This window comes from Arthrobacter sp. zg-Y179, assembly GCF_020907345.1.
GTDB lineage: Bacteria > Actinomycetota > Actinomycetes > Actinomycetales > Micrococcaceae > Arthrobacter_B > Arthrobacter_B jinronghuae.
Genome location: NZ_JAJJOB010000006.1, coordinates 22679 through 36433, shown reverse-complemented (window position 1 = coordinate 36433; position 13755 = coordinate 22679). Strand labels below are relative to the sequence as shown.

Genomic DNA, 13755 nt, shown 5'->3' with positions numbered 1-13755 from the left:
CATCCTTCAAACTCATCTCTGAGGCTGAAGCCAACCGGTGGTGAAGCTTCCCGCCTCCGCGTCCCCAACCCTGCGCCTGACCGTAGCCTGGACAGCTTCATTGGCGGGTGCTTCGAAGAGGAAGTACGTTTCCTCGGAATACCCGGCGGTAAAGACCTGCGAATGTGCTGTCCGGACTTCAACTGCCGCAACTTCTCCCGGTGGGAGCCACAGCTTGAACTGCACCATGCTGTCCGCACCATCCTTGCGTGCCAGCCGGTATGGCAGGGAACCCTCTGTCGAAGTAATACCCGGCTGCAGGACGGCTTCCAGGTAAGGACCGAATGCGGCACCGATGTCCTGGTGCGACAGATCCTTTATCACGAGGGTCTGTATTGAAAGTCCTGCATCCGCTGCCATTTTCATCAGCGGTTCCACGTGGACGTGCTTGTGGCTGTCGTTCTCCCCCACCAGTACCGTGATGCTCGGGTTTCCCTGTGTGCTGCCGACGGCGTTCGGAATCATTTGGTCCAACCAATTGACCGATTCAGTTGTGCTGTCCCCCGCAATGAACTTCAAAATGTCCGGTGCGGCACCGTTGAGATAAGTGCCGGGGAAACTCTGCGGGGCACCGGCAAGGATCCGTCCTGCACCCAGGCGCAGTCCATGGGCCAGTGCGGCCGTGCCGCCCTTGGATGATCCGAGGAACACCATCCCGGCGGGCAGGATGCCCAGTGTTGAGGATATTTCCTGCAGGAAGGACTGCACCGCCTCGAATATGCCGGTATCCCGGTGGTCGGCATAGTAGTACGAGCCCTGGGATCCGAAGTTATCCAGGATATAGAGGCGGTAGGCGTCCACTTCCGCCAGCGACGACTTGTAGTTATAGGTGAAATCGTAGGGCGCGCCGATGGCGGAGAAGGCTACGCAGAGTGTCGATTTTCCCTTCTCTGTCAGCGGCTCCTCCAGATGATACGTAAGGCGGCGCTGACCGTTCCAGGTCCGCCAACCGTCTCCTCCCGCTTCCACGCCACGGTCAACCACCCGCCGGGCTTCTCCTACCACCACTGTGCCTGCGGTCCCGGCAGGACCGCTGAGCCGGATTTCGCCGGGCTTCGGGGGCTGCAGTGCTTCGAGTTCAAGGCCCTGCAGCCGAACCGGTGCGTCCGCTTCAACCAGGACTTCTGCCAGCCGGCGCGAACGCCTGCTTATCAGGACAAAGGCATGTCCGTGCAGCTCGATGCGATAGCCCGCCGGGATCCGCCAGGTTACGTGCTCCTCCCCGAGGACGGTCGAGAACACACGTTCCCCACCGTCCCTGTCATTCCGCCGAAGCTGCGTGGCAGGCAATGGCGGGAACGGACGGGTCAGGATTTCCATGGCCCACCGGGTTTCCCAGTCACGGACGTCCCGGGCAACGCGCGTTCCGGCGCGGTTGAAGACAGTTCGCAGATTCATGCTGTTCCCAGAATGACGTCGAGGATCTCCGGCAGAATCTTGGTTTGAGCGAATTGCTTCACGGCGAAAGACCGGGCCCCTGCGCCGGCGCTCCGCCACTTTTCCGCGGAGGAAGTCACACCGGAGATGTAGTCCGCCATCTCCGAAAGTCCGGGCTGGATCCATGAAACAGGGTAGATCTGGTCAGCCCCCGCCCAAGGCAGGGTGACCGGCACGCTACCGCTGGCCGCTCCGTCTGCCAGCGTCAGGTGGAACGACTCGAAGTCGCTGAGCGACAGGACGATACCCACGGTTTGGTACCACTGCGGCATGTCATTGCCGTGTCCGTCAAAGTGAACGGCCCCCTGAAGAGTCGGATCGGTGCTGATCCTGCTCTCCTGCTCCCGGTAATAGGCCATTTCGTCGGCCCTGTTGGCCATCCACGGATAGTCCTCCGGCCGTTTTCCCTTGATATGCAACTGATAGCGGGTGTCCTGTTTCCGCAGGATGCTTAATAAGTCCAGGGCACGGTCCAGGTGCTTTTGCGCCGGCACTATCCCGACGAGACCCAGCCGGAACCGCGCCTCGTCGGATTTCTGCAGCCCCAAGGCGAGGGTGTCAACCGGATTGGGGATGACCCGCACCTTTTCGGCAGGGATGCCGTGATCCCTGATGGCGAGGTCTGCCACATGCCTGCCGACGAAAATCATTGATTGGACGCTGCCCTGATCCACTTCCCCGGGGTACCGCGTAAACAATTCCTGGGAGTGCATCCGGGTGACCAGCCGCTGGTCCGGCCGCACGTTTTTGGAATACCAGGCAGCGTTTCCGAGCGTCCACTCGCAGAACACTGTGTCGGCAGCTGCCAGCAATGATCTGCTCTGTTCCTCGTTGTGCCGGTTATGGTCCTGCCAACGGTCGATAGCCACCGTATGGCCGGCAGCTTCCAGCGCACCGATGATGCCTGCGGCAAACTTCAGGTCGTGGCCGGCTACCAGGACGCTCTGCGGCCGCCGCGCCGGGTTGGGCGCCGCAGTATCCGCTGTGCGGTTCCCTGCCATTCCACGACGGCGGAAGGAGACCGCCTGCTTACCCGCGCTCTTTGAATGGAGCGGTACGAGCCGGGTGCCTGCCGCGCGGCTGGGTCCGACAGTTGCTAAGCCGCCGCCCGGCCGGTTAACCGGTTCCTCCTGGGCGACACCGATCTCCGCCCAGTCTCCGAACGAGACTGCTGTTAGCAGATCCTCAAAAACGGTTCGGTCCGGGACCATGTCCGGTACGGTCGCCAGCCAGCTCACGCCTAGGCGTGACAGCACCTCCGGTGTGGCGTCTTCCTCGCGTACACAGGTGAGGTCTGTCCGAAGTCCGGAGGGATCACCGGCAACTATCACGGCAGCGGGACGGACAGTCTGCGTTTCAAGGCTCTTCAGGAAGGCCGGGCTGACACTCTGCGCCTTCACCGCGTAGCCGGGTGGCTGCGGTGCAGTGATCACCAGGCCTGCACAGCGCAGGGCATAGGCAAGGCGGTGGGCAGCGGTGTGTCCCCGGTGAACGAGTCGATACGCCAGCCAGACGTCGTCCAGCCGGGCGCCTTCATCATTCATCCAGCGGTCGAGGAGGACCTTGGTCTCGTCACGCCCGGCCACCGTGTGAATGAGCCCGCCCAGAACGCGGTCTACGCCCTGCCCATTGCCACTGACGACGGCGGTTCCTGATGCCGCGAGTTCCACCACCCGACGGGAAAACATGGTGGGGGATGCATCCACTGAGTTCACGTTGACGTGGACGGGATGGCTTTTATAGGCGCTGACCATCTCCAGATACGGCAATCCGCCCTGGACAAACGGCTGGAGCGCCCCGGGGAACCGGTAAGGGCTTTCCGGATTGAGATGCTGCCGGTCATAAATCGTCAGTCCGAGGGGCCGCGCTGCGTCCAGAAGGGCAGTTAGTTCCGCTGAGCGCTGGGGGTATCTCTCCCCGTAGTAGGAACCGGCGTACGCGACGGTATGGGAATAGGGGCGTTCGGTGGGAAGCGGGTTGTGGAGTTGAGGCTGTGCGTAGAAGGGAAGTGAAGAGATCGTTCGATTGTGCGTGCCGTCAGAACGGGCATATTGGCGGAGGCAGTTTGCGTCCGTGGTGAAGACGTGGTCGAAGATTTCGGCTGTCCGGCGGAACCGGTTGAAATGGACCGGGTCCTCCTTATTCCAGAAGATGGTCGGAATGGACTGTTGCCGGCAGTATTCGACCAACTCCCGGAGCGGACGGAACCGTTCGTCGTCGTAATACCCCACCTTCTGCCGCCAATGGCCGCCGGTACCTTCCCACGCGGATTCAACGAAGAGTACGTCGAGGGGACGGTCCTGGATCTGTGCGCGCCAGTTATCAGGATGCAGTTCGCTGACTGCCACTTCGGGACGCAGCCCTTCGGTGGTGAAGGTATCTGCAATAACGCCGACGGTTATCTGCTTCAGCGTCTTGCCGGTAGGTGCCGAGATTTGAGCTTCAGCGATCACCGCGTTCAATTCCCGTGCCGTTTCGGCACCGATAACGTCCCACTTCCGGTGGCTAACAGCCCAAAGCCGGGCGCGGCGTCCCAGATCACGGCGCTGCTGTGGGTCATCCAGAAGGGCACCGAGGGCCCGCGCCAGGGATTCGGGGTCCGAAGGCTGGGCCAATAGGGCTCGTTCCTGGTCCTCCCCGGCAAATGTCCGCAGCGGACCTAGGTCGGTCAGGACCATGGCCTTACCCGCAGCCATCGCTTCAAGCGGCTTCAAAGGGGATACGAGTTCCGTAACCGGCAGTCGAAGCCGAGGACAGGGCATAACATCGAAGATGCTGACGTAATCCGGTATGTCCTCCGCGTCTACCCGTCCGGTGAACTGCACGCGGTCTTCCAGCCCAAGTGCGCCCGTTTGGCGGCGCAGTTGCCCTAATTCCGCGCCGTCTCCCACGATGACCGCCCGGAATTGTTTTCCGTTGTCCTTGAGGATGGCAAGGGCGCTGAGGAGATCCGAGATGCCCTCATAGTGGATAAGGCTCCCGGCGTATCCCACCACCGGGATATCTGCCGGCAGGCGGAGCTTGTCCCGTAGCCGAGCGGACGGCGGCATTGGAGCAAAGCGGTCAGTATCCACCCCGTTGGGAAGGAGATGGATTTTCTCCGGTGCTACGCCCCGGCGGATCAGTTCGTCCTTCACCTGCTCGGTAATGGCAAAGACCGTGTCCGCATGCAATGCGACAAAGGTTTCCAGCTTTTCCGCGAGTTGGTAGCGGTCCGATTGCTCCCACGAAGGCTTTCCTGATGCCTCGGTGACTTCCCACAGGCCCCGGACTTCATAGGAAAACGGCACACCGAGACGTCGGGCCGCTGCCAATGCGGGAAGGGCGGTCACATGGTTGGATGCTGCATGGATGGCCTCCACCCTGGCACGCTGCGCTTCCCGTACGTAAACATCTGTTGCTTCGAACCAGTAATGATCCAGCGATTGTTGCGTCCAGCTGGGCCCGGGGTTGAAGACATGTTCCACCCCGCGGATTTTCTGAGTAAAACGATCAAAACCGTGCGGCGGGTGGTCTGTCGCAACGTCCCAGGGATAGCCCGGGCGGGCAGCAACCAATACGTCCATGCCCCCACGCAGCAGGCCCTGACTGAGTTCCGCTGTGCGCGAGGAGTACCCGTTGCTGTTGAAATGGCCGGTGCTGTGGGCGCAGTACATAATGCGTCCACGCTCTACCAAGTACCCGGGGTTGGGCTGGCGTGCAGCCAGGGGCGGCAGCCGTTCCATCAGCCGGTCCATTCCCAGCACAGCGTCGATGGTTCTCTGGTCCTTGGCGCTTGGGTTATCCAGGACGGGCTGGTGCTGTCGGATTAGTGCAGCGGGTTCCTTCACGTCGCCCAGGACAAAATAGGCGTGGGAAACCGCCCGTATGATATTGGCGGCGGTGGGATCCTCCTGTGCCTTGGCCAGGTAGGTTTGCTGGAGTGCGCGAAGCTGGGGCCTCGACTTTGTTGCTGTCGAGGAAGTATGCGTCGACGTTGCAGTCGACGCGGCAGAGCCGTCCTGTGAAAGGACGGCGTCACGGATGCGCCGAATTTCACGAACCGATTTGCGGAGCCCGCGAGCAGGCAGCATAACTGCCTTCCCCGCCCGCAGGCTCGATGACGCACGAAGAGCGGTCAGCGTAGACCTCAATCGCACGGCTTCCGCCTTGGAAGACTGCAACTCTGCCCGCAGCCGCACGGACTCACGCAGCAGTGACTGGAACTCGCCCCGCAAGGATTCCAGCTCGCGGGCATCCTGCTTCCCCTGTGCCGTCACACGTTCGTAATCAGCGATGAGCGCATCCACGTCTGTGGCGTAGCGCTGACGCCGGAGGCTTTCAGCGGGAGAAAAGGACAACTGTTCGTCTGCGTAGGTCATGAACTTCCAACTTGGTGGTTAGCAGTGCGGGTATACGGCAGCGTTAGCGCCAGATTCCCCGGGTATCGACTACTTGTTTGCCTTCGAGCAAGGTGCGGTCGAGGGCCTTGAACTTATCGTGATCCACCAGCAAGAGCACGATATCGGCGTCGGCAAGGGCCTTCTCTGTAGCAACGAGGTCAACGTTGCTGCGGTCGGCCAGGCTACGCGGCAGTTCCACGACATGCGGTTCCACCACGGCAATTGCTGCCTCCGGCATCCGGGTGCTGAGATCAGCAACGATGGAAACGGCAGGCGACTCACGAAGGTCGTCAATGTTTGCCTTGAATGCCAAGCCCAGCGCGGCGATCTTTGGCGACGGCTTGCCAGCACTTAGCTGTTCCACTCGATCCAGCACCCACAGCGGCTTGGCATCGTTGGTTTCACGGGCCTGCCGGATGAGCTTTGCGTCCTCGGGTGCGCTTGCGACGATGAACCACGGATCCACGGCGATGCAGTGGCCGCCCACTCCCGGTCCCGGCTGCAGGATGTTCACCCGGGGATGGTGGTTCGCGAGCTCGATCAGTTCCCACACATCGATGTCCAGCTTGTCGCTGATAACGGAGAGTTCATTGGCAAAAGCGATATTGACGTCCCGGTAGGAGTTCTCCACCAGTTTCGCCATTTCGGCTGTCGTCGCATCGGTGAGGTGCATACCCCCCTTGCAGAAGACGCTGTAGAGGTCCCGCGCACGCCCGGAAGCGACCGGAGTCAAACCGCCGATAATGCGGTCGTTGGTGACGAGTTCAATCATCACCCGTCCGGGGAGGACCCGCTCCGGACAGTGCGCCACATGGATAAGGGGAAGCCCCGACTCGGGGTCCAAGGAGAGATCCGGTCGCAGTTCGGTGAGGTATTCGCCGAGGTGCCGGGTGGCACCGGGAGGAGAGGTTGATTCCAGAATGATCAGCTCGTCCCCTATCAGCTGAGCTGCGATTCCGCGGGCTGCGGCTTCAATGTAGGACAGATCCGCCGTCTTGTCCTCGTTGAACGGCGTAGGCACGGCGACGATATAGGCGTCGGCCGTCGGGGTCTCCGTGGTTGCCTTCAGCATGCCCTGGTTGACGGCGGCCGCTACCTGGGCCCCGAGGTCGGGCTCGACGAACGGGACTTCTCCTCGGTTAATGGCTTCAACATTGGTTTCCTTGACATCCACGCCAATGACATTGAGACCGTTGGCTGCAAGCACGGCGGCAGTCGGCAGACCGATGTATCCGAGTCCGATGACGGCAACGTCCTTGATTTCTTTCATAACAAATCCCTTATAGCGCGATGTGTTCTTCGGGGTTGCCGAAGAGCACGATTTCTCCCGACCCCAACAGTGCGGTGTCGGATATTTTCCAAGTGTGATTACCCACGCCCCGGAATTGGGTGTAATTGAAGCGGTCAGAAGCGTAAATTTGGCCCCCGTTCGCCCGAACATCCTTCAGGAACTGCGTGTCTTCGCCCCGATCCAGCTGGGCGAAGGTCATTTCTTCAAAGACTTCGCGGCGGGCGGTAATGGTTGGTCCCATTACCGAGGTAGTGAACCTATGCTCCCGGTCTGCGAAACGCAGCAGCGTGGCATTTTGCGCAGCAACGTACATGTAGTGCGCATGTTTACCCACAACGTCCGCCCGGGAAAACTGCAGGGCATGGACAAGGTCACGCAGGTAATTCGGCGAGTAGAAGTCATCGTCGTCCATTTTGGAAAGCACCTGCCCTCCGGCAGCCGCCACGCAGGCATTGAGGCATTCGCCAAGGGACACTGTGCCGGGGCGTGCCAAGACGACCACGTCGGTGAGGCCATAGCGCAGGCTCCATGCTTTCACCTGGGCGGAGTCAGCCTGGAAACCGTGGGTGCACAGCACAAGTTGCGGCGTGGGACCTTCAAACGAACCCACCGTCCTGAACACATGCTCCAGTTGGTGCGGCCGCATGGTGGCTACCAGAAGCGACACCGAGGGGGGAACCATAGGGCGCGAGGCTGCAGGCAGTGCGGCCTCAATAATCGCCTCTACCCGATGGGCGTAGGTGTGCTCAGACCAAATACGCCTCTGAGCGCGGTGGACCTGGCGATCCGAAAGCTGCGGATTGCGGGTAAGTGCCAGGATCGTCTCCTTGGCACCCTCGCGTGAACTGACAATAAACTGCTCACCAGGTTTCCACTGGGTGGCCAGCGCCTCACTGGAAGTGCTCACTACTGATGTCCCCGCCGCCGTGATCTCGAAAATGCGGCGGGCGCACATACTCGGTGAATCAACCACCGAGTTCACGTTGAGGAAGACCTTGTACGTTTTGTACGCAGTAAGCATCTGGCTGTAAGGCAGCGAACCGGCGACGTACTGGTCATAAGGCGGTGGAAAACGGTAATTCGCGTCTGCTCCGGAATGCCGGGAAAAGATATCCAGTCCCGTCCCTTTCTCCAGTCCGGCGTCGTACGCGCCGCCCAGCAGCAACTGCATTTGCTCCCGGCGCTCCGGATACTTGTGGGCAAAGTACATTCCCGCAAACGCCACATCCCTACTCCGCCAGCCTTTACTCGGACGGACGGGGTTGTGCAGCGCGGGTTGCGCGGCGAACTGGAGAACGCCCACGCGGTCGTGACCCAAATCCGCTACATAGGATGCGACTCGGCCCGAATCGCTGGTGAAGACATAGTCGAAGAGCTTGGCCGCTTCCAGGAAGTCGGCATAATGCGGCGGATCCTCCTTGTTCCAGAAAACTGTGGGAATACCCAGGGAACGGCACCAATCCATCAGCTCGAGGAAGTCCGCTTTGGGGCCGGACTCGCCGGTGAGCTGGTAACGCCACTGTCCGCCGTTTCCCGCCCATGCGGATTCCACGAAGAGCAGATCGGGCTTGGAAGAGGCAATTTCATCCCGCCAGCCTGCGCGTGAGAGGGCAACCTGCTGCCATTCAAACTGCAAGGCAGAGAGGGAGAACTCATCAAGGATCACTGCCACCGTGAGATCCGCGCGGCGCGGTGAAAGCATCCCGGGTACGTACGGGTCGAACCGCAGTCGTTTTCGCCCGCGTCGGGACCTGCGCGGCTGTGAGTTCCTGACGCCGCCGGCATGGGCGCTCTTCTCAGCACGCACCCGACGCTGCTTTTCGAGGAGACCGGATATTCCGGCACGGCGGAAGTGCCAGGCGGCGGCACGCGCATCCTGGAAAAACCCGCTCATACGTCAGACTTTCGACGGCCGGCAGCCAGTGGCTGGATGGACACGGGACGCAGGTCATTCAGCATCCGGCGGCGCACTTTCGCTGCCGCAAAGCGGTCCTTGTTCGCGAGCTCCTTGGTGTACCGGCGGTACCAGTTCAGGGCAACTGCAGGCTCGCCATCAAAGAGTAGATCGCCCTTATCCAGCCAGATAACGCGGGTGCACAAATCCTGGATTGTCTTGAGGCTATGACTAACCAAAAAGACGCAGCCGGCCTGTGCCCTTAGGTCATCCATCCGGCGCTTGGTCCGGTCCCGGAACTCGTCGTCGCCCGTGTTTAGCGCTTCATCGATGATCAGGATTTCAGGATCGATGGAGGTGGCAATAGCAAACCGCAGGCGTGAGGACATACCTGCGGAATACGAACGCATAGGAAGGTTTATGGAACCTTCCAGGCCGGAAAGCTCCAGGATGGACTCGTACTTGGCTGCGATTTCCGCATGGGTCATACCGAGGGCGAGGCATCCCAGCATGATGTTCTGGGCTCCGGACAGGTCCGGAACGAGAGCAGCCGAAACTCCCAGCATCGTGGGGGTAGATGACGCGTACACGGCACCGCCGGTGGGCTGGAGCTTGCCGCAGAGCAGGTTCATCAGCGTGCTCTTCCCTGAACCGTTCAGCCCGATCACACCTATGGCTTCCCCTTGTTCGGCGACGAAGGACAAGGTTGCCAGGGCACGGACCTCAACCGTGGAAGGCCTGCGGCTCCACCGTTTCAACCGGGATGCGGGCTGTTCGTCTCCGGGATCCGCAGGGCCGGAGGAGGCGACCCGGTAGGTCATGGCCACGTTGTCCACCACCACTGCGGGCGCAATAACCAACTGCTTCGGCTCAGTCGTTCCCGGCATAGGACTCTTCTCCCTTCCAGAAGACAACCATGCCGATGACTACGGCGCCGAGCGCCCAGGCGGCCAGCCCCGCCCAGCTTTGCCAAGAGGGAGTTTCGGCGTATAGGACGGACTCCCGAACGATCGTCAGCAAGAGGTAGAGGGGGTTGGCCTCGACCACGGATTTCAGCCACGGAACCGAGTTGTACCTCTCGATACTGAACATGACGCAGGAGGCAAACATCCAAAACCGCATGGCGAAGGAAATGACGTGAACCAGGTCGTTGACCTTGGCCACCAGGGGCGCCAGCAGGAGTCCTGCTCCTAGATTGAAGAGGACCTGCAGAAGGACCGCCGGGATCACCAGCACCCATCGCCAGGTGACTTCTTCCACCGGTGCCAGGAAAATCACCAGGAGGAACATCATGATGATGACGGGGATATTGGCCAGCAGTTCGCGGATGTTGACGGCTACAGCCAAGGTGGCACGCGGAAAATTAAACGCCTGAATAACGTTCTGGTTGCTCCGGATCACCCGGGCGCCGTTAACGATGGAACGGGAGCTCATCTGGAACAGGAAAATACCGATAATGAGGTACCCGATGAAGTTCTCCACCCCGCGCCCTGAGTCCAACAACAATCCAAAGATGGCGAAGTAGCCAAGCCCGTTAAGCAGCGGGTCCAGGAGCAGCCAGGCGCTGCCCAACCGGTCGCGGCTGTTACCCGTCTGTACCCGGGCCCTGGCGTCATAGAGCATAAAGTGCCGGTAGTTCCACAGCGACACCAGATAATCCAGCAGCGGCGGCTTCGCCCCCACTCTGGACACCTTGCGGAGATCGACGGCGACCGTCACGTGCTTCTCGTCCGCCACGGCAGTAACGTTCGGCTGCGTCATGCTTCTGCCCCCGCGTGCCGGTACATCTCGGCGGTCGACCGTGCGACCACTCCCCAGGTGCGGCCGGCAAGGACATGGCTGCGTCCGTTACGGCCGAGGTCGGCACGCAGCGCGGCATCGGAAATCAGGGTGTCAATTGCCTCGGCGAGGTGTGCGGGATCGGAAGGCCGCACCAGAAGACCGTTGCTTCCGTGCCGGACCATTTCACCCAGCGCAGGCAAGTCACTGGCTATTACCGGGCGGGCGCAGGCCATGGCCTCCACCGGCTTCAGCGGGGTAACCGCTCGTGTCACGTCCAAATCCTTCCGCGGCACAACGAAAACGTCGATCGCCTGATGGTACAAATGGGCCTGGCCCCTAGGGACCCTACCGGTGAAGAGGACGCGTTCCGCCAGCCCGAGCTCGGCTGCCAGCGACTTCAGCCGCGACGCAGCCGCCCCGTCCCCGACAATCAGGCATTTGAGCTTCGGCTGCCGAGCGGCGACCAACCCAAAAGCTGCGATGAGGTCATCCAGCCCCTCATAGTCAACCAGACTGCTAACCGTTCCGATCAATTCAGTGTCCGGGTCCAATCCGAGCGCGTCCCGGGCCTCAGGCGCCGACAGGGGGTTTTCGAGGTATCCCTCCCCCACGGCATTGGGAAGCAGACGGATCCGGTCCCGGGGAACGCCGGCCCCGGCGATCTGTCCGGCCATAATGGTGCCGAGGGTGGGCACCAGGGCCGCCTGGCTCATTACTTCGGCTTCCCGTTCGGAGAAAAGCCGATACCGCTCACTCTCCCGGGCCTCGGCAGGCCGGGTCGAAGCCCAGGTATCGGCCAGCTGACCGCGGACCTCATAGATCCAGGGGATGCCGAGTGCCTCGGCGACGGCGGCAGTCACTAGTCCGTTGACGAAGTGGGTGGTGGTATGCAGAACCGCAGGGCGCGTCTTGAGGGCCAGCGTGAGCGTTAACTCAGCCTGCAGCTGCAGCCTTTCCTGCATACCGAAGGGAAGACGTGCCGGCAGCAGCCGATGATAGGTCACACCGTCGATCCGGTCCTGTTCCGAGGCAAACACCTTGCCCACCTGGACGGGATACCCCGGGCGGGTCACAGCATGGACGTTCCAGCCCAGCTCATGCTGTGCCTTCAGGATGGAATGGCTTCGCTGGGCATAGCCGCTGCCCGTGTGCGGCAGCGAGTTGGTCAGAACATGCAGGACGGTAGTTGATTCCGGCGTGTAGGACTCCACGGGGTCAAGGCCGGGCCGCCAGCCCTCGAACACTGCCAGCTCGGATTCCAGCCGCCGCCGGTGGCGGCCCTCGAATCCGCGTCCGTTCGAAAGGGCGCTAACGGCACCACTCATGTCTCCTGCGTGCCAACGGCTGCGGGCAACAGTGCCTGGCCGCCCGGGTGCGTCCGTGCTCACGCGGGCGAGCAGCTGGTCGGCTTCCTTGGGAAAACCCGCGGCAATGGCAACATCAGCCAGGCGCCGGTTCCGCCGGTCCGCGCGGGCAGGGGGAAGTGAACCCGAAGCTGCTGCAGCCGCATCCAGGCTGCGGGACACCGCCGCGGTGTCACCGCAGATGAACGATGCCAGCGGACCGAGGAAGCTGCGTCCGCAAAGTTTCGCTGCTCCCGCGGCCAGCGGACGCACCAAGGACACCGGTAACCGCCGGGAAACCTGCAGTGCCAGGACCACAGGATCATCACCCAGATGTTCCAGGACGGTCGCAGCGGCCAGGGATGCGTTGCGTACGTATGTGAGTGCTTTCACTCGGACCGGCCTGCTGCCACGCCCAGCAAGAGGTCCGCGTAGGCGGCCGAAAGGACGTCGAGGTTTGCGTTGTTCTGTACCCAGTCCCGGCCCGCAGTCCCGGGCAGCAAGCGGATGCGGTCGAACTGCAGCTCCTTCCACAGCTGGGCAATGGCCTCAGGAGTGGACTCAACTACGTCACCGGCTTCGGATTCTTCGACGATGTGGCGGGCTTCGCCGCGGACGATACCCGTGACGTGACGGCCCACGGCCAGGACTTCGTAGGTTTTTGAGGGAATGGTGGTTTCAAAAGATTTCCAGTCGTCCCGCAGGGAGACTACACAGGTGTCCGCCTCCCGGTAGAACTCCATGACTTCACGCCGGTACGCGGGGCCGTGGAAAATTACCGGAGCATCCAGCTTCTCGGCCAGCGCCATCAGTTCCCCCCGCCGGACACCGTGGCCCACCATGGTCAGCCGGACGTAGTCGCGGGCCAGGGCCGCAGCCCGCACCACCGTATCCAGGCGCTGGCTTTCGCCGTGGTTGCCTAAATACAGCACATTGAGCCGGTCCCGGTTTTCAGGAGGCGGGGGCAGCAGCTCACGCACCGAAATATCCACGCCGTTTACCACTGTGGCAACGTTCTTCACCCCGCGGGCTCGGAGCGTGGAAGCGAAACCATGGGTAACTGTTACCACCAGGTCTGCCCTGTCCTGGAAGGCCGCTACTGCGCGTTCCGTCAGGCTTTTCGCGCTACTCCGGACAATTTGGGCGTCCCGGGCAATATCCGGCCAGGCATCACGCATGTCAACCACCAGCGGCACGCGCCGGAGCCGGGACACAACGTACCCGGCGCCCAGAATGGGAAGGCTCGGCACAGTGACGATTACGGCGTCGGGCCGTCGCGTCATCATCCCCGCCGCCACGGATGCACCAGCGCTGAAGCAGTGATCCAGCAGCCGTCCCCGCCGGGTAGTGCGGTGCCAGAGGTAGGGAACCCGCAGGATTCGCTCCCCGAATGTTCCCGCATCCCGGCGGAAGGCACGGCCCGCGTCCCGTTTCGGAAGGGTGCGCCGGCCGTGCGGTGCATGCGCTACCGGGGCAATTACGTCGATATCCCAGCCAAGGCTACGGAAATACCGGTTAAACTGCATCCACCGCCGCTGGGGCGGGCTGTGTTCCGGGGAATACGAATGCGTTAATAACTGAATCCGC

8 protein-coding genes are annotated in these 13755 nt (G+C 61.8%); all 8 read right to left on the bottom strand.

Going from position 1 to position 13755, the window contains the following annotated elements; genetic code table 11:
- Positions 1 to 12: 12 nt before the first annotated feature.
- The 8 genes from LOC56_RS06875 to LOC56_RS06840 are packed head-to-tail and all read right to left on the bottom strand — an operon-like array spanning position 13 to position 13694.
- Positions 13 to 1437 carry a hypothetical protein gene (locus tag LOC56_RS06875; RefSeq protein WP_229951565.1) on the bottom strand — a complete coding sequence of 475 codons (1425 nt, stop codon included), beginning with the start codon at positions 1435 to 1437 and terminating at the stop codon, positions 13 to 15.
- On the bottom strand, positions 1434 to 5837 hold the full coding sequence (locus LOC56_RS06870; protein WP_229951564.1) for a glycosyltransferase: 4404 nt from the start codon (positions 5835 to 5837) through the stop codon (positions 1434 to 1436). The genes LOC56_RS06875 and LOC56_RS06870 overlap by 4 nt, the downstream gene beginning before the upstream one ends.
- Positions 5838 to 5880: 43 nt before the next feature.
- Positions 5881 to 7128: a UDP-N-acetyl-D-mannosamine dehydrogenase gene (gene wecC / locus LOC56_RS06865; RefSeq protein ID WP_229951563.1), complete on the bottom strand. Its 1248-nt coding sequence runs from the start codon at positions 7126 to 7128 to the stop codon at positions 5881 to 5883.
- A gap of 10 nt (positions 7129 to 7138) precedes the next feature.
- Positions 7139 to 9043 (bottom strand): glycosyltransferase family protein, encoded by a 1905-nt coding sequence (locus tag LOC56_RS06860; RefSeq protein ID WP_229951562.1) that lies wholly within the window; start codon positions 9041 to 9043, stop codon positions 7139 to 7141.
- Positions 9040 to 9930 (bottom strand): ABC transporter ATP-binding protein, encoded by an 891-nt coding sequence (locus tag LOC56_RS06855; protein WP_229951561.1) that lies wholly within the window; start codon positions 9928 to 9930, stop codon positions 9040 to 9042. The genes LOC56_RS06860 and LOC56_RS06855 overlap by 4 nt, the downstream gene beginning before the upstream one ends.
- Complete coding sequence (locus tag LOC56_RS06850) at positions 9914 to 10804, bottom strand: ABC transporter permease (RefSeq protein WP_229951560.1); 891 nt, start codon at positions 10802 to 10804, stop codon at positions 9914 to 9916. The genes LOC56_RS06855 and LOC56_RS06850 overlap by 17 nt, the downstream gene beginning before the upstream one ends.
- Positions 10801 to 12561 carry a glycosyltransferase family 4 protein gene (locus tag LOC56_RS06845; protein WP_229951559.1) on the bottom strand — a complete coding sequence of 587 codons (1761 nt, stop codon included), beginning with the start codon at positions 12559 to 12561 and terminating at the stop codon, positions 10801 to 10803. The genes LOC56_RS06850 and LOC56_RS06845 overlap by 4 nt, the downstream gene beginning before the upstream one ends.
- Positions 12558 to 13694: a glycosyltransferase family 4 protein gene (locus LOC56_RS06840; RefSeq protein WP_229951558.1), complete on the bottom strand. Its 1137-nt coding sequence runs from the start codon at positions 13692 to 13694 to the stop codon at positions 12558 to 12560. Before LOC56_RS06840 ends, LOC56_RS06845 begins: the two co-directional genes overlap by 4 nt.
- Between the last annotated feature and the right edge of the window lie 61 nt (positions 13695 to 13755).

Coding starts and splice junctions, on each gene's coding strand:
- LOC56_RS06875 (WP_229951565.1), bottom strand. CDS start 1,437: ATGAATCTGCGAACTGTCTTCAACCGCGCCGGAACGCGCGTTGCCCGG.
- LOC56_RS06870 (WP_229951564.1), bottom strand. CDS start 5,837: ATGACCTACGCAGACGAACAGTTGTCCTTTTCTCCCGCTGAAAGCCTC.
- wecC (WP_229951563.1), bottom strand. CDS start 7,128: ATGAAAGAAATCAAGGACGTTGCCGTCATCGGACTCGGATACATCGGT.
- LOC56_RS06860 (WP_229951562.1), bottom strand. CDS start 9,043: ATGAGCGGGTTTTTCCAGGATGCGCGTGCCGCCGCCTGGCACTTCCGC.
- LOC56_RS06855 (WP_229951561.1), bottom strand. CDS start 9,930: ATGCCGGGAACGACTGAGCCGAAGCAGTTGGTTATTGCGCCCGCAGTG.
- LOC56_RS06850 (WP_229951560.1), bottom strand. CDS start 10,804: ATGACGCAGCCGAACGTTACTGCCGTGGCGGACGAGAAGCACGTGACG.
- LOC56_RS06840 (WP_229951558.1), bottom strand. CDS start 13,694: ATGCAGTTTAACCGGTATTTCCGTAGCCTTGGCTGGGATATCGACGTA.